This is a genomic window from Actinomycetospora sp. 2LY8.5 (genome assembly GCF_057180585.1).
This window is the reverse complement of sequence record NZ_JBXUHE010000007.1, coordinates 168,098-188,448: the sequence shown is the minus strand read 5'-3', so window position 1 is coordinate 188,448 and position 20,351 is coordinate 168,098. Positions and strand designations below refer to the sequence as shown.

The 20,351-nt window shown below is 74.2% G+C and carries 19 protein-coding genes; 14 read left to right on the top strand and 5 right to left on the bottom strand.

What is annotated here, in order from left to right; all coding sequences use genetic code 11:
* Positions 1-116 precede the first annotated feature (116 nt).
* Positions 117-2,381 carry a M20/M25/M40 family metallo-hydrolase gene (locus AC2A1K_RS12015; RefSeq protein WP_483896524.1) on the bottom strand — a complete coding sequence of 755 codons (2,265 nt, stop codon included), beginning with the start codon at positions 2,379-2,381 and terminating at the stop codon, positions 117-119.
* Between the two features lie 160 nt (positions 2,382-2,541).
* Between AC2A1K_RS12015 and AC2A1K_RS12010 the strand changes: the two genes are divergently transcribed.
* The 3 genes from AC2A1K_RS12010 to AC2A1K_RS12000 are packed head-to-tail and all read left to right on the top strand — an operon-like array spanning position 2,542 to position 5,258.
* A complete protein-coding gene (locus tag AC2A1K_RS12010; RefSeq protein WP_483896523.1) occupies positions 2,542-3,366 on the top strand; it encodes a mycofactocin-coupled SDR family oxidoreductase in 825 nt (274 codons plus the stop codon).
* Positions 3,363-4,289, top strand: a complete 927-nt coding sequence (locus AC2A1K_RS12005) for an AAA family ATPase (protein ID WP_483896522.1) — start codon at positions 3,363-3,365, stop codon at positions 4,287-4,289. Before AC2A1K_RS12010 ends, AC2A1K_RS12005 begins: the two co-directional genes overlap by 4 nt.
* A 24-nt stretch (positions 4,290-4,313) precedes the next feature.
* A complete protein-coding gene (locus AC2A1K_RS12000; RefSeq protein ID WP_483896521.1) occupies positions 4,314-5,258 on the top strand; it encodes a vWA domain-containing protein in 945 nt (314 codons plus the stop codon).
* Here AC2A1K_RS12000 and AC2A1K_RS11995 read toward each other — a convergent pair.
* From AC2A1K_RS11995 to AC2A1K_RS11985, 3 genes are read right to left on the bottom strand one after another with little or no spacing between them, the layout of a single operon-like run.
* On the bottom strand, positions 5,238-6,401 hold the full coding sequence (locus tag AC2A1K_RS11995) for a DUF998 domain-containing protein (protein WP_483896551.1): 1,164 nt from the start codon (positions 6,399-6,401) through the stop codon (positions 5,238-5,240). The genes AC2A1K_RS12000 and AC2A1K_RS11995 overlap by 21 nt on opposite strands.
* Positions 6,402-6,439: 38 nt before the next feature.
* The gene (locus AC2A1K_RS11990; RefSeq protein WP_483896520.1) at positions 6,440-6,643 is read right to left on the bottom strand and encodes a GNAT family N-acetyltransferase; all 204 of its coding nucleotides are present in this window, start codon (positions 6,641-6,643) and stop codon (positions 6,440-6,442) included.
* 12 nt (positions 6,644-6,655) lie between these two features.
* Positions 6,656-7,606 carry an AraC family transcriptional regulator gene (locus AC2A1K_RS11985; protein WP_483896519.1) on the bottom strand — a complete coding sequence of 317 codons (951 nt, stop codon included), beginning with the start codon at positions 7,604-7,606 and terminating at the stop codon, positions 6,656-6,658.
* A 170-nt stretch (positions 7,607-7,776) separates the two neighbouring features.
* On the opposite strand from AC2A1K_RS11985, the gene AC2A1K_RS11980 reads away from it, so the two are divergent.
* The 8 genes from AC2A1K_RS11980 to AC2A1K_RS11945 all read left to right on the top strand — a co-directional run bounded on the left by AC2A1K_RS11980 (position 7,777) and on the right by AC2A1K_RS11945 (position 17,584).
* Positions 7,777-9,537: a PEP-utilizing enzyme gene (locus AC2A1K_RS11980; protein ID WP_483896518.1), complete on the top strand. Its 1,761-nt coding sequence runs from the start codon at positions 7,777-7,779 to the stop codon at positions 9,535-9,537.
* Positions 9,534-10,379 carry an inositol monophosphatase family protein gene (locus AC2A1K_RS11975; RefSeq protein ID WP_483896517.1) on the top strand — a complete coding sequence of 282 codons (846 nt, stop codon included), beginning with the start codon at positions 9,534-9,536 and terminating at the stop codon, positions 10,377-10,379. Before AC2A1K_RS11980 ends, AC2A1K_RS11975 begins: the two co-directional genes overlap by 4 nt.
* The gene (locus tag AC2A1K_RS11970) at positions 10,379-11,410 is read left to right on the top strand and encodes a hypothetical protein (protein WP_483896516.1); all 1,032 of its coding nucleotides are present in this window, start codon (positions 10,379-10,381) and stop codon (positions 11,408-11,410) included. The genes AC2A1K_RS11975 and AC2A1K_RS11970 overlap by 1 nt, the downstream gene beginning before the upstream one ends.
* Positions 11,403-12,503 (top strand): cobalamin-independent methionine synthase II family protein, encoded by a 1,101-nt coding sequence (locus tag AC2A1K_RS11965; RefSeq protein WP_483896515.1) that lies wholly within the window; start codon positions 11,403-11,405, stop codon positions 12,501-12,503. Before AC2A1K_RS11970 ends, AC2A1K_RS11965 begins: the two co-directional genes overlap by 8 nt.
* 72 nt (positions 12,504-12,575) lie before the next feature.
* Positions 12,576-14,093, top strand: coding sequence for an AbgT family transporter (locus AC2A1K_RS11960; RefSeq protein ID WP_483896514.1), 1,518 nt, complete (start codon positions 12,576-12,578; stop codon positions 14,091-14,093).
* On the top strand, positions 14,093-15,229 hold the full coding sequence (locus tag AC2A1K_RS11955) for a M20/M25/M40 family metallo-hydrolase (RefSeq protein ID WP_483896513.1): 1,137 nt from the start codon (positions 14,093-14,095) through the stop codon (positions 15,227-15,229). The genes AC2A1K_RS11960 and AC2A1K_RS11955 overlap by 1 nt, the downstream gene beginning before the upstream one ends.
* 148 nt (positions 15,230-15,377) lie before the next feature.
* Complete coding sequence (locus AC2A1K_RS11950) at positions 15,378-16,202, top strand: hypothetical protein (RefSeq protein ID WP_483896512.1); 825 nt, start codon at positions 15,378-15,380, stop codon at positions 16,200-16,202.
* Entirely contained in the window at positions 16,199-17,584 is a 1,386-nt protein-coding gene (locus AC2A1K_RS11945) for a hypothetical protein (RefSeq protein ID WP_483896511.1), read from the top strand. The genes AC2A1K_RS11950 and AC2A1K_RS11945 overlap by 4 nt, the downstream gene beginning before the upstream one ends.
* A gap of 5 nt (positions 17,585-17,589) precedes the next feature.
* Here the strand turns inward: AC2A1K_RS11945 and AC2A1K_RS11940 are convergent, their stop codons facing one another.
* A complete protein-coding gene (locus AC2A1K_RS11940) occupies positions 17,590-18,288 on the bottom strand; it encodes a hypothetical protein (protein WP_483896510.1) in 699 nt (232 codons plus the stop codon).
* A gap of 101 nt (positions 18,289-18,389) precedes the next feature.
* Between AC2A1K_RS11940 and AC2A1K_RS11935 the strand changes: the two genes are divergently transcribed.
* The 3 genes from AC2A1K_RS11935 to AC2A1K_RS11925 all read left to right on the top strand — a co-directional run bounded on the left by AC2A1K_RS11935 (position 18,390) and on the right by AC2A1K_RS11925 (position 20,345).
* Entirely contained in the window at positions 18,390-19,256 is an 867-nt protein-coding gene (locus AC2A1K_RS11935) for a nitroreductase/quinone reductase family protein (RefSeq protein WP_483896509.1), read from the top strand.
* Positions 19,256-19,813, top strand: a complete 558-nt coding sequence (locus AC2A1K_RS11930; RefSeq protein WP_483896508.1) for a uracil-DNA glycosylase family protein — start codon at positions 19,256-19,258, stop codon at positions 19,811-19,813. Before AC2A1K_RS11935 ends, AC2A1K_RS11930 begins: the two co-directional genes overlap by 1 nt.
* Before the next feature lie 127 nt (positions 19,814-19,940).
* On the top strand, positions 19,941-20,345 hold the full coding sequence (locus AC2A1K_RS11925) for a hypothetical protein (RefSeq protein WP_483896507.1): 405 nt from the start codon (positions 19,941-19,943) through the stop codon (positions 20,343-20,345).
* Positions 20,346-20,351 lie beyond the last annotated feature (6 nt).

Here is a 20,351-nt window from a genome sequence, read left to right as displayed (position 1 = left end):
TGAGGCCTCGGTGCTGACGGTTACCCGTCGGCCAGCATCGTTCGGCGGCCCGGGCCACCGGTCGGTGTGAGGTCCTGACCGGTGCAGACGTGGTTGCCGCCAGGGCCGCCGGACCCTCATCCGACCTCGACCCGTCGCGACACGATCACCCGGTCGCTCTCGTTGCCCCGTGCCTGCCGCAGGTCGGGCGGCCGCGGGCGGAAGTCCGGGACGGTCGTGAGCCCCAGGCTCTGGTCGTCGACGCGCAGGGTCACGGGGCCCTCGATCTGCAGGTCCACGAGGGCGCCCTCGCGCGGGACGTCGTCGAGCTGGAGCCGCACCGGCCCGCCGGCGAGCGGCACCGTGACCGGCGGGCGGCCGGGATACGACACGGTGACCGACGAGGCGGGAACCTCCGACCGCACCGTGATCGTCGGCGCCCCGCGCGGCGACGACACCTGCAGGCGCACACCGTCGGGACCGCGGCCGAGGACGTCGGCGACGGGACCCGGTGCCGGGAGAGACGGCGCCGGTCCGCTGCCGACGGGCTCCTCGCCGGGCCAGGACTCGACGACGGCCGCCGGAGCCGACGCGTACCCCCGCGTCCAGTCCGCCGGCGCCGTGTCGCTCGTGACCCACCGCGCGACGCCCGTGTCGGCGTCGAGCACGTAGTCGAGGCTCGCGCCCTGCGGGGTCCGGGCGTCGGGGCGGTCGAGGAACAGCCCGCCGGCCGCGAGGATCAGCACCCAGACGAACGCCATGATCGGCAGCGCGTAGCCCCGTACCTGACCGGGACGCGGCAGCGCCGACAGCCCGGCGGCGATCGGTATTCCGACCAGCGTGAACAGCGCCACCGGCAGCCCGTCGGACACCCCGGCGACGTCGTACGAGGCCACCGCGAACGGGATGAGCAGCGCCACCGCGGGCACGGCGCCGAGCACGAAGAACGGCACCGCGAGCCACGGCCGCTCCCCGGCGACAGCCACCACCAGAAGGCCGACAGCCAGCCCCACCACCGGCCACGCCAGCAGGAACACCGAGCCGGGCGCGACGACCGCCAGCCCGATCGCGAGCAGCGCGAGCACCAGCAGCGACCCGGCCGCGAACGCCATCCCGCCCGGCCGGCGTCGCAGCAGGCTCACCATCAGCGTCACGACGACGAACGCCGCGAGCCCGGCCGCGATCTCGTACATCAGCGGGCGCCCGACGAAGGGTCCGGTGTCGGCGTACGACGGGCGGATCGCGACGAGCGCCCGCCAGAACCCGATACCGACGACGCCGGCGAGCACCAGCGCGAGCAGGTAGCCGAGGAAGCCGGCCACGACTCCCCCCACCGTGGCCTGACGGCGGGCCCGCGCCACCACCGCCAGCACGACCGCGAGCAGCAGCGCGACCCCGGCGAGCGGCCCGGCCCACCAGCTGTCGTAGGTCACGGTGCGCCCGAGGACCGTGAAGTAGGTCGCGTCGCCGGTCGGGGGCAGGCCGGACGCGATCGGGTCGAGCGGCGCCAGATCCGCGGCGCCGAGGGTGCGCGTCAGCGCCAGCGCGTTCCCGCCGTGGTTCTGCACCGAGGCCCGGCTGAGGTTCGGCGGGACGTCGCCGGGCGTGTGGTACTGCTCCGCGCCGCCGATGAACGCCGAGTTCATCCCGGGCCGCCCGGCGTCGAGCACGGGCGAGAGGTCGGTGTCGTTGGGCAGGAACCGGTAGATCTCGACCATCGTCGAGTCACCCCGGGGGTACGGGACCGAGCGTGCCCAGGCGTCGACCAGCCCGGCGTTTCCCGGCGAGGTCTCGAACAGCATCGAGGGCCCGTCGACGCCGCGGGCCTCCCAGTTGAGGACGACGGTCGGGCGGTCGCGCGGGAGCTGCTCGCGCACCCAGGCCCGCGCCCCGTGCAGGCCGGCCTCCTCGCCGTCGGTGAGGACCACGGTGACGTCGTTGCGCAGCGGCGGGCCGGCGCGCAGGGCCCGGACGGTCTCGAGGATCGTCGCGACGCCGGACATGTCGTCGGCGGCGCCGGGTCCGGCGGTCACCGAGTCGTAGTGCGCCATGAGCACGACCGAGCCGGTGGAGTCGGTGCCCGGCAGGGTGGCGACGACGTTCTCGACGCGGGCCGCCCGCGCCTGCCCCTCCTCGGCGGCGATCGACGCGCTCGCCCCCACCCGCGGCGCCAGGCCCTCCGCCGCCAACCGCCCGACCAGCGCGTCGCGCGCGGCGTCGGACGCAGGCGACCCGACCGGCCGCGGTTCGCGGGCGAGCTGGTCGACGACCGTCGCCGCCCGGTCGGCGCTGAACTCGGCCGGCGGGGCGGAGGCGGGCACGGGGTCGGGCGGCTCCTCGAGGATCACGGCGTAGACGCCGACCACCGCGAGCATCACCACCGCCACCAGACGCCCGATCACGGCGAGCACGGTGCCGCACGCGCCACCCCGTCGCCAGCCGTGACGGTTTCGTGTCCGAACTACGTGTCCGATTGGGCCGTCCGGGCGTTACGTGATCGACACCCTGTGCGCCAGCGTGAGGCCGGGCTCTGACAACGATGTCGATGGGGAGGACGCGCGCATGGGACAGCTCGACGGGAAGGTCGCCTTCATCACCGGCGCGGCACGCGGCCAGGGCCGCAGCCACGCCCTGCGCCTCGCGCAGGAGGGCGCCGACATCATCGGCGTCGACCTGGTCCAGCAGGTCGACACCGTGCAGTACGCGATGTCGACGCCCGAGGACCTCGCCGAGACCGCCAAGCTGGTCGAGAACCTCGACCGCCGGATCGTCACCCGCCAGGCCGACGTGCGCGACCGCGGCGCCCTGCAGGCGGCGTTCGACGCCGGGATCGCCGAGCTCGGCCGGGTCGACATCGTGCTGGCCAACGCCGGCATCGCGAACCAGATCGGCGGCGAGCCCGACGACGAGGAGCGCGGCTGGCAGGACGTCATCGACATCAACCTGACCGGCGTCTACCACACCGTGCGGGTCGCGGCCCCGACGATGATCGAGCAGGGCGACGGCGGCGCCATCGTGCTGACGAGCTCCACGCAGGGACTGTCCGGCCGCGGCGGTGACGGCGGTGGCGCCATGAGCGGCTACGCGGCGGCGAAGCACGGCGTCGTCGGGCTGATGCGCACGTTCGCGCACTGGCTCGCCCCGCACAGCATCCGCGTCAACACCGTCCACCCGACCGGCGTGAACACGCCCATGGTGGTCAACCCGCAGCTCGAGGCGTGGATGAACGAGAACCCGGAGAAGGGCGACGCCCTCGCCAACCTCATGCCGGTCGAGATCGTGGAGGCCGTCGACATCTCCAACGCGATCCTCTACCTGGTCAGCGACGCCGGGCGCTACGTCAGCGGGGTGACGCTGCCGGTCGACGCGGGGTTCACCGTCAAGTGACCGCCCCCGACGACCTCGCCGACGTCCGCGAGAAGGTCGCCGCGCGGGTCGTCGGCCGGGAGCGCGAGCTCGACCTGCTCCTCGCGGCCGTCGCGGCCGGGCGCGACGTCCTGCTCGAGGGCCCGCCGGGGACGTCGAAGTCGACGATCCTCGCCGCGATCACCGCGGAGTGGGGCGTCCCGATGGTGTTCGTCGAGGGCAACGCCGACCTGACCCCGACACGGCTCGTGGGTCACCACAGCCCGGCGCGGGTGCTGCGCGAGGACTACTCGGCCGAGACGTTCGTCCCCGGGCCGCTGCTCGAGGCGATGCGCTCCGGCGGCTTCCTCTACGTCGAGGAGTTCAACCGAGCGCCCGAGGACACGCTGAACACACTGCTCACGGCGATGGCGGAGCGGCGGATCGCCGTGCCGCGCGTGGGCAGCGTGGAGGCGGCGCCGTCGTTCCGGGTGGTCGCGACGATGAACCCGTACGACACGATCGGCACGACGCGGCTGTCGACGTCGGTGAGCGACCGGCTGTGCCGGCTCGCCGTCGACTACCAGGACGCGGACGCCGAGCGGGCGATCGTCGCGGCACGCACCGACCTCGAGTCGACGCGCCTGGTCACCGACGCCGTCGCCCTCACCCGCGCGACCCGCGGGCACGAGGCGATCCGGCAGGGCAGCAGCGTGCGCGGGGCGATCGACCTCGCGCTGGTGGTCGACCGGCTGGCGCGCTTGCGGGGTGTCGAGGTCCCGGACGACACGGCGCTGCGGGACCTGCCCGACGACTACACCGGCCTCGTCCTCGACGGGATGCTGCTCGCGCTCTCGGGGCGCATCCACCTCGACGAGGTCGTGGAGGCGACGCCGGAGGCCGTGCTGCGGTCGGTGTGGGAGTCGTACTTCGTGCTCGACCCGGCGCGCGCGGAGCCGGGTTGAAAGCAGGTCCAGGCCGAGAGCCCGGTGACCCGCCGGTCGACCCGGCCGCTGCGCAGGACGCCCAAGCAGCTCACCGACGAGCCGGCGCTCTACGAGCGGGGCGGGGTCGGCGGCGGGCTCGTGCTCTCCGGCGGGACGCGGCGCCGCCGGCGCGGGGACCGGTCGGTCGGCGGGCCGACGGCCCCCGGGGGGTCGGACGAGCCCGCCGAGGTCGTGGCGCTGGAGGAGCTGGGTGACCGGACGGTCGACGAGGTCGCCCGCGAGCGGTCCCGACGGATCGCCCGCCGGCTGAGCCTGCGGCCGGCCAGCGCGGAGGACCGCCACACCGGCGTCGCGGGCGAGCTGGTCAGCACGCGCTGGCACGGCGCCGGCGACGACCTCGACCTGGACGCGACCGTCGAGGTCCTCGCCGTCGACCCGCTGCCCGCGGACGAGGATCTGGTCGTCCGCGAGCGCCGGCGCACCGCCCGCACGGTGGTGCTCGTCGTCGACGTCTCGGGCTCGATGACCGGCGAGCGCGCACTGACCGCCGCCGCGACCGTCGGCGCGCTGGCCGGCGAGCTCGGCCGCGACCGGCTCGCAGTGATCGCGTTCTGGTCGGACGCCGCGGTGCTCGTCCGGCCCGGCGAGCGCGTGGCCCCGCTCGCGCTGCTGGACCTGCTGCTGCGCGTGCCCACGCGCGGGCTGACCAACGTGGCGTTCGCGCTGACCACCGCGGCGCGGCTGATCGGCGAGGGCGGGTCGGGCGACGCGCGAGTGCTGCTGCTGTCCGACGCCGTGCACAACGCGGGCCCCGACCCGCGCGGTGTCGCCGCCCGGCTGCCGCGCCTCGACGTGCTGCTCGACGTCTCCGGCGAGCGTGACGTCGAGCTGGGCCGAGAGCTCGCCCGCGCCGGGCGGGGCCGGTGCCGCCTCGTCCGCGACCACCGGGACGTCGCGCCGGCGCTGTCAGCGATCTTCGCGCGGTGACGCCGTCACGGCGACGACCACCGGCCACACCGCCTGCGCCAGGATCACGATCCGCTGCGACAGGCCGTACCAGGTGCCGTTGGTGACCAGCTGGACGGCGAACCACGCGACCAGGACCGCGAGGACCACCGTCACGGCGGCCGAGGCGATCCGCAGCGGCCGGTCCACCGTCGGCGAGGTCGCGAGGCCCAACGGCCAGAGCGTGTAGCCGGCCCAGGCGAGGGCGCCCGCGACCATGTGCACCGCCGAGTAGCCACCGCCCGCGGGCTGCGGGCTCAGGCCGGTGACCACGAGGAACGCGCCGCCCGCGGCGAGCAGCTGCCACGCCGCCGGCGGGACACGGTGGCGCAGGCCCAGCGCGGTGAGCACCGTGAGGACGCCCACGAGCACGAGCGTGCCGGTCATGATCCAGCGGCTGGTCGCGGCGAGCCCGGCGAGGGCGCTCGCGGACTGGTTCCACGGGTCGTGGAGCGGCTGGGCGGCCTGCGCCGTGAGCAGTCCGGTGACGTACAGCATCGGGCCGACGGCGGCGAGGACCACGGTCGAGCGGCGCAGGCGCCGCACGGGCCATCCGGCCACGACGATCGGCCACACGGTCTGGCCGAGGATCAGCGCGCGCTCGGCCACGCCGATCCAGGTGCCGTCGGTCCAGGCCTGGACGGCCAGCCAGACCAGCAGGGCGAGCATGCCGAGGACGGCGAGAGCCGAGCCCTGGCGCAGCGCGGGGTCGAGGCTGCGGTCGGCGATCAGGGGGACCGGCCAGAGCACGAACGCGACGGCGGCGGCCACCGTCGCGACCATGTGGATCGCCGAGCTGCCGTGCGCCGGCTGGGCGGCGAGCGCCGCGACGATCACGCAGATCGCACCCCCGGCCAGGATCGCCCGCGCGAGCGGCGGGATCGCGCGCAGGCCGGACGCCACGAGCAGGTACAGCACGCCGATGAGCGCCAGGGACGCCGCCATGATCCAGCGGTCGGTGGCGCCCCGGCCGGCGAGCGTGCTGATCGTCTGCCCGACCGGGTCGTACTCGCCCGGCGGCTGCACGGTCTGCGCGACGAGCGCCCCGACGACCAGCACGACCGGGGCCGCGAGGGCCAGGGCGAGCAGCGTCGGGCGGCGCAGGCGACCGAGCGCGTCGGGCATCAGCGTCACGGTCGGTCCCCCCTTCGTCGGAGATCCTGTCAGGCCGGCTCGCGGAGCATCAGCCACCTCCGTGGGCCGGCCCTGTCCGGGACGGCGCAGGCGACGGTGGCCTCGCCGGTGGTCTCGAGGGAGGCGGGGAGACCGCGGCGGTCGGCGCCGGCGAGCGTCGAGGCCATCAGCGTGGTGCCCACCCCGCGGCGCCGACACACGGGATCGACGCCGAGGGCGAGCAGGAACGACATGCCGCCGGCACCTCAGCGACCCAACGTCGTGCTCGGGGTCTCCCCGAACCGGGTCCGGTACTCGGCGGCGAAACGTCCCGCGTGCGCGAACCCGTGCCGGTGGGCGACGTCGGCGACGGTCGTCGCACCCGCCGGGTCGAGGTCGGCGAGCTCCCGGTGGACGGCGTCGAGGCGCCGGCGGCGCAGGTAGGTCACCGGTCCCACACCGAACTCCGCGTGGAAGACCGTCCGCAGGGTGCGCTCGCTGACACCGGTCAGGCGCGCGAGCTCGGGGGCGGTCGGGGGGCGGGCGGGATCCGCGGCCGCGCGATCGAGCACCCGGCGCACGACCGTCGACGACGCGGGCGGCACCGGGGCGCGCAGGGCGTCGGTGAACGAGTGCGGATGCCCGAGCAGCAGCGCCGTCGCGGCCGCGTTCTTCAGCGCCGCCCACACCCGCGGCGGCGGACCCTCGGGACCGGCCGCCGCGCACGTGCTGCGCACCAGCTCCGCGGCCCCGCTCACGGTGCCCCCGGCACGGGGCATCTCGAGGTCGAAGGTGAGCGGGCCGTCGGGTGCCCGGCCGAGCAGCGCGCCGAGCTCCCGTTCGAGGTCGGCACGGTCGATCTTGAGGACCAGCAGGTCGAGGCCCGCGTCCCACCGCATCGTCAGCGGCCCGGACGACGAGAACACCGCCCCGTACGCGGTGTCGGCGCGCACGCGCATGCCGCGGTGCTCGGCGCGGAAGCCGCCGCGCACCGGCAGGTGCACGGTGGCGAAGGCGTCGAGGGGGTGGGAGCGGATCTCGACGGCGGCGCCGTAGGAGAACCGCAGCAGACCCAGGCCCTCACCCCCGACCCACCGGACGTCGGCCCCGAACGCGGCGCCGTCGCGGCTCACGGCCATGCGGTGGCCGGTCATGAGCGGCTCGGTGCGCTCGTGGGCCTCGTCGGGGTCGGCCGTGCGGAAGCCGCCACGCAGCACTGCGTCACCTCCTCGGGCCGCCCTCGACGCTGGCCGGACGGTCCGGAGGTGTCAAGGGCCACATCCGGCCCGCCGGAACCGGACAGCGTCGCCGGAAGCGGCTACCGGGTGGCGACGGCCCGCTCCTAGCGTCCGTCGCACCGCACCCCTGGGCACGAGGACGTGAGCCGGTGACAGAAACAGAGACAGGGACCGAGCCGCAGTCGACGACGTTCATCCCCCTCGGCGAGTACGCCGACGGCGACTTCTATCCCGGGTACGAGCCGCGGCTGGAGTCCCGGCCGTTCCTCGCCGAGCCGCTGGCGCCGTTCACGCGCGCCGACGAGGGCCGCTTCTGGATGCGCGACTCGCAGCACTTCGCCGAGGGCATCACCCCGGCGAGCATGGCGCTGCTCGAGGACGCGCAGACCTGGGGCACGCAGTACGGCGCCGAGATCGTCGGGATCCCGCCGACCGCCGGGATGGTCAACCGGATCGCCGGCGTCCACGTCTACCTCGGCCAGTGCCCGATCACCTCGCTGTGGCAGATGGGCGCGCGCGCCGAGCGCTTCGGGGCGTTCGCCGGCCCGCGGCTGGCCGACTTCGAGAGCTACTGGTCGGGCTACCGCGGCGAGCTCGAGGCCGCCTACACGCACTTCGACGGCCTCGACGTCGACGGGTCGAGCCGCGCGGAGCTGCACGCCGCGCTCGTCGACGCGATCGCCTTCCACCGGCGCGGCTGGGGCGTGCACTTCGAGGTCATGTACCTGCTCGCGGCCAACTACGTCGCGCTGTTCCAGCTGGTCAGCGACCTCGGGCTGGAGACCGGCCAGATCCCGAAATGGCTCGCCGGCGAGGAGACCGCCTACCTGCGGACCGACGAGGGCCTCTGGCGCCTCGCCGGGCGGGCCCGCGAGCTCGGGGTCGCCGAGGCGCTCGCGGCGCCGACCGTCGAGGGCGTCCGGGCGGCGCTGGAGGGGACCCCCGGCGGCACGCAGTGGTGGGGCGAGCTCGAGGAGTTCCTCGCGGTCTGGGGCCAGCGCACCGACGAGACCGCGACGATGGACCGGCCGTCGTGGGCCGAGCACCCGGCGACGCCGCTGGGCACGATCCGCGAGTTCCTCACCCGCCCCGAGGGCCACGACTTCGCCGCCGCCCGGCGCGAGGTGCTCGCCGAGCGCGACCGTCTCGTCGACGAGGCCCGCGCCGCGCTGGCCGAGGACGACCGTCAGCGGTTCGACGAGGCCCTCGCGTCCAACCGGTCCGCCAACTTCGTCTGGTGGAACGAGGAGCACAACTTCCTCATCGACCGCCGTATCCACCTGCCGATCCGGCGCCTGACGCTCGCGGCGGCCGACCGGCTCGTCGCCGACGGCGTGCTCGACGCCCGCGAGGACGCCTTCTTCCTCTTCCGCCACGAGCTGCTCGACCTGCTCACCGGCGGCGGCCCGGCCGACTGCCGCTCCCTGGTCGTCGCCCGCCGCGACTACTACGACCACTGGTCGGCGCGCGGGAGCGAGCTGCCGCCGGTGGTCGGGACCGTGCCGGACGCCGTCAACGACCCGATCATGACCGAGCTGTTCGGCCTCACCCCCGACTACTTCGCGACGATCAAGGGGCAGCGGGCCACGGCGACGCTGTCGGGGTTCGCGGCGTCGCGCGGCACGGTCGTCGGCACCGCGCGGGTCGTCCGCGCGGCGCAGGACATCGACCAGGTCCGCGACGGCGACATCCTCGTCTGCGGCGGCACGACCACCGAGTGGACCCCGGTGTTCGGGCTGGTCCGAGGGTGCGTCACCGACACCGGCGGCACGCTGTCACACACCGCGATCATCGCCCGCGAGTACGGCCTGCCCTGCGTGGTCGGCACCGGCGTGGCGACGTCGACCATCACCACCGGGGACCGCGTGCGCATCGACGGCGACCGCGGCGTGGTGGAGGTGCTGGGGTGATCGACCTGGCCGATCTCGCGGGTGTCGCCGAACGCGCCGCCCGCGCCGGCGGCGCCGTCCTGCTCGACCACCAGGACACGATCCTCGAGGTCACGCTCAAGGACGCCCGCGTCGACGTCAGCTCCTCGGCCGACCTGGCCGCGCAGGAGGCCGTGATCGCGGCCATCCAGGCCGAGCGCCCCGACGACGTCGTGCTCGGCGAGGAGGACGCGCCCGAGGCTGGTCCGGACGGGTCGAGCTCCGCTGCGCTGCGTCTCCTGCCGCCCCGCGAGGGACTGTGCTGGTGGGTCGACCCGCTCGACGGCACCCGCGCGTTCATCGACGGCTTCCCGTGGTTCGCGACGGCGGTGTCGGTGACGCTCGACGGCGACCCGGTCGTCGCCGCGGTCTACGACCCGCTGCGCGACGAGCTGTTCAGCGCCACCCGCGGCGGCGGAGCGACGTGCAACGGGCGTCCGCTGCAGGTGTCCCCGGCGGCACGGGCGGCCGAGGTCGTCGTGGTCGTGCAGGCGCAGTCGTCCGACCCGGTCGTGATCGCCGAGTTCGCCCGGCTCATGCGGGCGATGCTCACGGTGTCCGGCGGCGTGCGCTTCCCCGGGGCGCCGGCCCTGGTCATGGCGCACATCGCGGCCGGTCACCTCGGCGGCTACGTCGAGCGCGACATGCCGCCGTGGGACGTCGCCGGCGGCCGGCTGCTCGTCGAGGAGGCCGGCGGGCGCGTCACCGACTTCGGCGGCGAGGTCCGCGACGCCTCCACCCGCTACGACGTCGTGGCCAGCACCGGCGGCGGTGTCCACGACGAGCTCCTCGCCGCCACCGGCATGCGCTTCGAGGAGGGCTGATGACCGTCAACACCGAGATCGCCGTGACGACCACCGGCGGCTGGGCGCGCCCAGGCTGGTGGGAGGTCGTCGAACCGGCCGAGGCCGCGGGCCGCTTCGGGCCGGACGACGAGCGCGAGCTCTACGACGACTACTGCCGCCTCGCGATCGACGACCAGGAGCGCTGCGGGCTCGACATCGTCACCGACGGCGAGCACCGCCGCCGCGGCTGGATCGAGAACATCACCGCCGCGCTGCCCGGCCTCGAGCTGCAGCCGGCGCCGCGGCGTCTCGGCGCGCTGGGCTACGACATGCTCGACGTCTGGAAGGTCACCCAGCCGCTCGACGAGCTGAGCTGGATGTGGGACTTCGTCGGCGAGTACCGCTTCCTGCGCGCCGCCACCGACCGCCGCCCGCGCGTCGGCATGCCCGGCCCGTACGGGATGACGACCGAGCTGGACTTCCGCGACGTCTATCCCTCGCGCAAGGCGTGCGCGGAGGCGCTCGTGCCGGCACTGCGCGGGCACATCCAGGAGCTGCTCGACGCCGGCTGCGACTACATCCAGCTCGAGGAGCCGATCACCCCAGCGGTCGCCGACGACGACCGCAGCCCGGCCTCGATGGTCGAGATCATCAACAGGGTGGTCGACGGGTTCGACGGCTGCACCTTCACCGTGCACATCTGCTTCGGCTCGTTCCGCCGCCTGCCCTACGCCAAGCGGACCTACCGCTGGCTCTTCCCGACGCTGCTGAGCGCGAACGTCCACGGGTTCAGCCTGGAGTTCGGTGGGCGGGAGATGGCCGAGATCGACCTCGTCGGGCAGTGGGACCCGGCGCGAATCCTCTCGGCGGGCCTGGTCGACATCAAGACCCACTACGCCGAGACCCCGGACGACCTGGTCGAGCGCCTGCGCACGTGCCTCACGTACCGGAACCCCGAGGCCCTGGAGATCTCGACCGACTGTGGGCTGCGCCGCGTGCCGCGCAATCTCGCGATCGCCAAGATGACGGCCGCCGCCCAGGCCGCGGAGAGGGTGCGCCGGGATGGCTGAGCCCTCGACCGGGGTCGAGCCCCGCGAGCTCCGTCTCCCCACGATCCGCGCGGAGACGGTGGGGTCGTTCCTGCGGCCTCCTGCGTTGCGCGAGGCGATGGAATCCGGGGTGTCCGACCTGCGGTCGCTCCAAGACCAGGCGGTGCTCGACGTCCTGGAGCTGCAGCGATCGGTCGGCCTGCCCGTCGTCGGGGACGGCGAGATGCGCCGACGCATCTGGCACGGCCCGGTTCTCGACGTCACCGACGGCTTCGACCCCGAAGGCTTCACGCGGACGTGGACCGCCCCCGACGGCCGGACCGCCTCGCACACCTCGCCGGTGGTGGCGTCCCGCCTCACCCCGCGCGGGAGCCTCGTCGACGTCGAGGCAGGCTTCGTGCTCGCCCACGCCGACCGCCCGGTGAAGGTGACGCTGCCCGTCCCGACGAACTTCCTGAGCTACTGGACCGCCGGGGTCTCCGACCAGGCCTACCCCGACCCGCAGGAGTTCCTCGACGACCTCGTCGCGATCATGAACCGGCAGGCGCGGGCGCTCGCCGACGCCGGCGTGCGGTACCTGCAGCTCGACGCGCCGAAGTACACGTTCCTCGACGACCGGCGCCTCTTCGGAGACCCCGACCGGTGGCAGGAGCAGCTCGCGTCCTACATGCGGACCGACCGGCGCGTGTTCGACGGGCTGGGAGACGACGTCGTCACCGGCATCCACATCTGCCGCGGCAACTACCGCAGCATGTACGAGAGCTCGGTGCCCTACGACGAGATGGGCGAGGTCCTCTTCTCCGAGGCGCACTACGACCGGCTGCTGCTGGAGTACGACGACGCCCGCGCCGGCGGGTTCACCGCGCTGCGCCATGTGCGGCCAGAGACCACGGTCGTGCTCGGGCTCGTCACCACCAAGCACCCCGAGCTGGAGTCGGTGGACGACCTGCGACGGCGGGTGGACGAGGCGACGGCGGAGCTGCCCCTCGAGCGCCTCGCCCTGAGCCCGCAGTGCGGGTTCGCCAGCACGTGGGAGGGCAACGAGCTCTCCGAGGACGACCAGCGGCGCAAGCTCGAGATCGTCGTGCGGACCGCGGAGCTGGTCTGGTCGTAACGCCTTGATCGCGTCCACCCGATCGGGGAGGGTCACCGGTCGGGGACACACCGTGACCGGCGGGGGGGCGCGATGGCGACCGAGGCGGAAGCCGAACCGGAGCGCCTGCGGGGGTTCCTCGGGTTCGTGGAGCGGGTCGGCAACAAGCTGCCCGACCCGGTGCTGCTGTTCGTGCTGCTCGCGGGCGTGCTGGCGGTGCTCTCGGCGATCCTGTCCGCGGTCGGCTTGTCGGCGCAGGTACCGGGTGCTCCGGCGCCGACGCCGGTGCGCAGCCTGCTCTCCGGCGAGGGTCTGCGGTTCGCGCTCGGGTCGGCGATCGAGAACTTCGTCGAGTTCCCGCCGCTCGGGACGATCATCGCGGTGCTGCTCGGCATCGCCGTCGCCGACCGCTCGGGACTGCTGCCGACGCTGCTGCGGGTGACGGTGCTGCGGGCGCCGCGCCGGCTGGTGACGCCGGCGCTGATGCTCACCGGGGTCAGCGGGTCGGTGGCGTCCGACGCGGCGTACATGGTGCTGATCCCGCTCGGCGCGATGATCTTCCGGACGCTGGGGCGCAGCCCCGCCGTCGGCGCGGTGGCGGCGTTCGTCGCGGTCGGCGCGGGCTACGACGCGAGCATCTTCCTGACCGCCACCGACGTCCTGCTCGCCGGCATCACGAACCGTGCCGCGGCGATCGTCGACCCCACCGTCGAGCTGACGGCGCTGTCGAACTACTGGTTCTCGATCGCCTCGGCGATCGTCGTCGCGCTCGCCGCGGCGGTCGTGGTCGACAAGGTCGTGGAGCCGAAGCTGGGGGCGGTGGACGAGGCCCCGTCCACGTCGGGTGACGACGCCGACCTCACCGTCTCGGCCGTCGAGGTGCGCGGGCTCAAGGTCGCGGCCGTGACGTTCGTCGTCTTCCTCGCCGTGTGCGCGCTGGCGTGGCTGCCGCCGGGCGCCCCACTGCGCGACCCCGAGGGCGGCGGGATCATCCAGTCGCCGTTCATCTCGTCCATCGCGGTGGTCCTGCTGGTCGGCTTCACCGCGGTCGGGATCGCCTACGGAGCGGCGACGGGCAGCATCACGCGCGCCGGCGACGTGCCGGCGATGATGCGCGACGGGATGGGCGAGGTCGCGCCGCTGCTCGTGCTGTTCTTCGTGATCGCGCAGTTCCTGGCGTGGTTCTCCTGGACCGGCATCGGTCAGTGGCTCGCGGTGACCGGCTCCGACGGGCTGCGGGCGATCGGCGCGCCCGCGCCCGTGCTGCTCGTCCTGAGCATCCTGCTGATCTTCCTGCTCGGTCTGGTGATCACGAGCGGGTCGGCGCAGTGGTCGCTGCTCGCGCCGGTGATCGTGCCGATGCTGCTGCTCGTCGGGATCGACGCCGCCGCCAGCCAGGCCGCGTTCCGCATCGGCGACTCGATCGCCAACGTCCTGACCCCGATGAGCCCGTACTTCGCGGTGACGCTGGGCTTCCTGCAGCAGTACCGGCGGTCGGCGGGGATCGGCACGCTGGTCTCGATGACGTTGCCGATCGCGATGACGATGTTCGCGGTCTGGGTGGTGCTGTTCGTGGTGTGGATCGTGTTGCGCATTCCGTTGGGGGTCTGATGTCCGCGGTGCGGTCGCTGGTCGCGGGGCGCCTCGACGTCGTCGTCGGCGACCTGGCCGTGCTGGTGAACGCCGAGACGCCGAGCACGGACCCGCTGCTGCTCTCGCGGGGTGCGGCCGAGCTGGTGCCGTGGGTGAAGGAGCGGTGGCGGGCGGAACGGGCGCGCACGCTCGGCGACGGGCCCGGTGCGGTGATCCAGGTGGACGCGCCGGGGTCGCTGCCCGGGACGGTCGTGCTGCTCGGGCACCTCGACACGGTCTTCGACGCCGGGACGCTCGCACACCGGCCGTTCTCCGTGGCGGGCGGGATCTCGCGCGGGCCCGGGGTGTTCGACATGAAGGCCGGCCTCGTGCAAGCGGTGCACGCCGTCGCGGCGCTCGACGAGCTCGGGGTGCCGCGGCCCTCGGTGCGGCTGCTGGTCAACGCCGACGAGGAGGTCGGGAGCCTGGGGTCGCGGTCGTTCCTGGTCGACGCGGCGGCCGGCGCCTCGGCGGTGCTCGTGCTCGAGCCCGGCGGCGTCGCGGGCACGGTGAAGACCGCGCGCAAGGGCGTCGGGCTCTGGACGGTGACCGCGACCGGGGTGGCGGCCCACGCCGGGCTGGACCCGGAGGTGGGCGCCTCGGCGGTGCACGCGCTGGCCGCGCTGACGACGCATCTGGTCGGCCTCGCGTCCCCCGCCGACGGCACCACCGTGAACGTCGGCGTGCTCACCGGCGGCACCCGGCCGAACGTCGTCGCCGAGCACGCGCGCCTCGAGCTCGACGTGCGCGCCCGGACGATGGCGGAGGCGTCGCGCGTGAGCGACGCGCTGGCGGCGTGGCGACCGGACGACGACCGGGTGCGTGTGGAGGTCGCGGGCGGGTGGAACCGACCGCCGTGGTCCGAGCCGGCGCCCGACCTCGTCGAGCGGGCGCGCGCGGTGCTGTCGTCGCTCGGGGTCGCATGCGATCCGCGCGAGGTCGGCGGCGGCAGCGACGGCAACATCCTCGCGGCCGCGGGGCTGCCGGTGCTGGACGGCCTCGGGGCGAGCGGCGGCGGCGCGCACGCCGAGCACGAGTACGTCGTGGTGGACGACCTCCCGGTGCGGATCGCCCTGCTCGCGGGACTGATCGCGGGGTCTCCGTCGGCGCCCTGACCCCGGTACCGGCGGTCTCCCCCGATCGGACGTCCACCGAACCGGCGATGAACTGCACTGGTGTGGTTCAGATTCATCACGATCAGGTCACCGAAGAGTTTCGAATGGGGGGTGATAACGCGCGAAAGGGTGAGTTAGGGTCCGCTCTGTGAGCCAGTCGGGTGATGCCACTCAGACCAACGTGTTCGACCTGACCAAGCGGGGTTACAACCCGAACCAGGTCGACGGGCACGTCCAGGCGCTGCTGTCCCGCGTCGAGATGCTCGAGCACGCCCACCGGCAGGAACAGCAGCGGGCCGAGGAGGCCGAGGCCGAGCTGGCCCGTGTCCGGAACCGTGCCGAGCGCCCGTCCGAGGGCGAGGGTCAGGGCGACGCGGCGGTGCAGAACGGCTTCGGGCACCGGGTCGAACGCGTGCTGCGGGTCGCCGAGCAGGAGGCCGCGAACGCTCGCGCCACCGCGGCGCGCGAAGCCTCGGCGCTGATGGAGCGCACGCGCAAGGAGGCGGACGCACACCGTCAGGAGATCGAGCAGAACCTCGCCGCGCGGCGGGCCTCGCTCGACGAGGAGGCGTCGCGCCGGCGCGCCGACCTCGACGAGCGCGAGCGTGAGCTCGACGAGCAGGCGTCCGCGTCCCGCGAGGAGGCCGAGCAGACCCTCGCCGAGGCCCGCATGGGCGCCGAGCAGATCACCCGCGAGGCCGAGGCCGAGGCCCAGCGCAGGCGCGACGACACCGAGGCGATCATCCGCCGCCGCCACACCGAGGCCGAGAACGAGCTCCAGCGCCTCAAGGGCCTGCACGACGGCGTGCGCACCGACCTCGGCCGGCTGCTCGAGTCGCTCTCCGGCCAGCTCCCGAACCGCGACGGCCAGCGCCACCTCGCCGTCGCCGCCGCGGCGCCGGACGCGAACACCGCGGTCCACCCGGTGCACGGCGATCAGGGCGCACGGATCGACGACACCGGGCAGTCGTGACCGCGGGGCGGGCGGCGCCCCCGGGATACGGCGCGCTGATCGTGCCGGGACGGGCGGACGGGTTCACCCGCGCTCGCACGACCGATCAGACCGACGTCATGGCGCCGGTCGCCGCCGCTACCGCGGCGACCTCCTCCCCTGCCCAGCAGGCCCTCGACGGGCTGCCGTCGGTGCAGCGCCGGGCGCTCGTCCTGCGCTGGTCGCGCGGCATGGCGCCCCACGAGATCGCCGCACTCGACAGCGCCCCGGTCGACGTCGTCGAGCGCCGCCTGGTCCACGGCGCGCTCGCCTTCGCCCACCTCCTCGGTGTCCCCGCCAGTGTCACGAGCCCCGGTGTCGTCGCGGCTCGTGAGATCGCCGCGCTGGGTCCGCGGGCGGAGCTGCCGCCCGCGACGGGGAAGTCGCGGGTCGTGCCCGTCGCGGCGACCAACGCGGCGACCGGTGCCGAGCCCACGGCCGCGACCACGGCCGCGCCCGTCGCCTCCCCGGGTCCCTCGGCTGGTCCTTCCCTCGCTCCTTCCCCCGTACCGGGGTCCGGAGCCGCCACGACTCCGCCGCTCGGGGAGCCGCGGGATCGTCGCCTCCCGATCGCGGCCGCCTGCCTCGTCGCCGCCTCCGCGGCCGCCCTCGGCGTGGCCGCCGCGACCGCCAACGGCCTCGACATCGGCGACATCGGCGACATCACCGGCTTCTCCGGCGACTCGGTCGGCCCGTCGGCTCGACCGGCTCCCGGTCTCGGCGCGGTGATCCCCGGACCCGGCGTCGCCCCGCAGGGTCCGGCCGCCCCCGCCCCCGACGCCGGCAGGACCGTCGATCTCGGACTGCCCGGCGCAGCGACGGCCTCGTCCGACGGCTCGGCGGCTCCTCCCTCCCTCGCCGCCGCGAGCGCACCGGCACCGGCGGGCGCACTCGGCGTCGCTCCGGACGTCGGCGGTGGTCCTGCCGGCGGGGGCGTTTCCGGCGGCGGGAGCGGTGGCGGTTCCGGTGGCGGTACGCACGGCGGTGGCGCGACGTCACCAGCCTCGTCGAGCACCTCCGCGCCGCCGCCCTCGACCTCGCCGCCCTCGACCTCGCCGCCCTCGTCGTCCGCACCCCCGAGTTCGTCGACGGGCGCGCCGTCTTCCGAGCCGACCCGCAACGACCCGTCGCCGCGCGCCAACGCCTCGAGCGGGGGCCGAGGTGGCGGCGATCGCGACCGTGCCGAGGCGGGCCCCGGCGGTGGTCGCGAAGGTGGTCGCGAAGGTGACCGCGGTGAGGGCCGCGGCGACCGCGGTGGCGATCGGAGCGGTGACCGGGGTGGCGATCGGGGTGGCGATCGGGGTGGCGATCGGGGTGGCGATCGCGGCAACGGTGGTGGCGGCCCGCGGGGCGGCGGTCGCTGAACCCGCTAACCCGGATGCCGGTCGACCACCTCCTCACCCACCAGGGGCGGCGACGTGACGTCGTCGGCGAGCCGGAGATCGGCCACGTAGACGGCTTCCTCGGTGACCTCCCCCGGCGCCGGCACCGCGTCGAGGCGTACCGGATCGGTCGGCTGGTAGGTGGTGCGCCGATAGCGGCGGATCTCCCGCACCCGGTAGTGCCGCCGGCACAGCGCCACGGCCTCGCCGTGCTCGGTCCCGGCCGCGAGCTCCGGATCGAGGTAGAGAGCACCCTCCACCCAGAGCCGTCCCTCGCCAGGCTCCGCCGCGGCCCAGTTGAGGGGGAAGAGCCGCCCGTCGACGTCGAGGACGTCCACCCGGCAGCTGCACAGGTCGTTCTGGAGAGGCGCCGTGATCAGCGAGCCGCGGCCGTCGAAGCACCCGAACTCGTCGACCTTCCACCTCTCGCGCTGCGAGTGCGCCGGCAGGAAACCGGCGGCGTAGATCGCCGGCGCCACCTCGATCTCACGCCCGACGACGATCATCGACAGCTCCCCGGACGCGAGATGGTGCGGGAGCAGCTGGACGGTCACCTCGCCGTCCCACCGCTCCTCACGCACCGCCCGGCGACCGAGCGTGCGGCGTACGAAGTCGCCGCTGTCCTCGTGGTGACGCCCGGCCACCGTCCGTTCCCTGCTCCGCCGCGCCCGTGTGGGTTTCGCCATGTCTGCCTCCTCGGGTCTCCGTGGGGTTGGAGAGCGGGGAGGTCCGATCGGTTCCCTCGAGGTACGTGCCTGTGGACAACTCGGCGGCAGAATGCGTCCCGATGACCCGCGCGGCGCGCACCGAGGACTACACGCGCGCGGTCCTGCGCGTCCCCGACCTCGCGCTGATCCTCCGCCCGCGACCGGCGGGGCAGGTCTCCGGCACCTTTCCCTTCGACGCGCCCGTCCACGTCGTCACCGCGCACAACCCGGGCGCCGAGCGCCCGAGCGCGGCCGAGAACGCGGCACGGCAGGCCCGTCTCGAGGCGCAGCTCGACGCCCGGGGCCTGCGGTACTGGCGGAGCGTGGCCGGCGGTGAGGACGGCGCACACGCCGAGGAGGGCGCGCTCGTCGCCGGGCTCGACGATGCCGCCGCCTGCGCGCTCGGTGCCGCGTGGGGCCAGGACGCCGTGTTCCGGTGGAGCAGCACCGCCTGGACGGTGCTCGCCTGCGACTGCTCCCCGTCGGTCGATCTGGGCTGGGAGACCGGATCCTCGAGCCGAGCCCGGGGCAGGATGGAAGGCGTGAGCGACTGGAATCAACAGATCATCGAGGAGTTCCGCGCCAACGAGGGCCGCGTCGGCGGCCCGTTCGAGGGCGCGCCGTTACTGCTTCTGCACCATATCGGGCGCAAGTCGGGCACCGAGCGCGTCACCCCGATGATGTACCAGGCCGTGGGCGACGGGTACGCGGTCTTCGCGTCGAAGGCCGGCGCCGACACCCACCCCGACTGGTACCGCAACATCGTCGAGCACCCGGACGTCAGTGCGGAGATCGGCACCGACACCGTGACCCTCCGCGCCCGCGAGCTGTCTGCCGACGAGCGCGAGCCGATCTGGGAGAAGCAGAAGCAGGACTACCCCGGGTTCGCCGGGTACGAGGAGAAGACCGACCGCGTCATCCCGGTCGTGATGCTCGACAAGCGCTGATGACGCGCCCGGTGTGGAACAAGCTCGCCGACAAGCGCGGCGAGCTGCTCAGCCGCGATCTCGCCCCCGACGTGCACGCCGAGCGCTGGGCGCAGCGCTACGACGGCATGGTGGGCGAGCTCAACCGCTGGGTCGACCACGTCCGGGACACGACCTACGAGAACCTCCCCTACGTCGACCCGGCGAGCGCCGGTCGGGGAGCGCGCGTGCTCGTGCTGCTCCAGGACCCATCGGGCGAGGCGGAGGAGGGGTCGGGGTTCATCAGCAGGCACAACAACGACCCCACCGCGCACAACACCTACGTCGCCGCGGACCGCGCCAAGCTCGAGTACGACATCTCGCTGCACTGGAACGTCGTGCCGTGGTGGGTCGCCAACCCGGCGAAACCCGTGCGCTCCTTGGAGAAGGAGGCCACGCGGGCCCAGCCGTATCTCGTCGCACTGCTCGAGATGCTGGACCCGGCGCCCTCCGAGGTGGTGCTGCTCGGGAGGCCGGCGTCGCGGGCGTGGGATCGGCCGGCGGCGGGCGGTCCGGCCGGGCGGAGGCGGCCGTTCTGAGGCAGAGAGTCTCGCCTCCTGAAGCGTTCTTCCTGGAGGTCGACCGGTCTCCCCGACTCGCACCTACGGCGGCGGGGATCTCGCTACCGTCGCCGCGAGACGGTCCAGCGAGCGGAAGGACGGCGCGATGACCGAACCCCAGCCTCCTCCACTGCAGGCGGACTCACCGATCACGCTCCCCGACGGACGCGTCGTGCCACGCCACCGTCCGCCGGAGATCGGCGGCGGCGAGTTCACCATCGACCTCGACCAGGCTCCGCAGGCGATTCGGGAGTTGCGGGAGGCAGAGGCGGAGCTTCGCTCCATCAAGGAGGAGGCGATGTCCCTCGGCCGGGTCCAGCCTCCGACAGCAGATCTCGTCAGCCAGGACGCGACGAGTGTCCTCGCTGCGATGGCGGTGGGCGGGCCGGGCTCGTTCGTTCAGGCACTCGACCTAGGGCTTCAGCAACTCGGCGCGATGATCGAGGCCGTCGAGACGGCGTTGCGCGACTACGAGGCTTCGGACGATCAGGCGCGCGTGGGTCTCACTTGAGTCCGA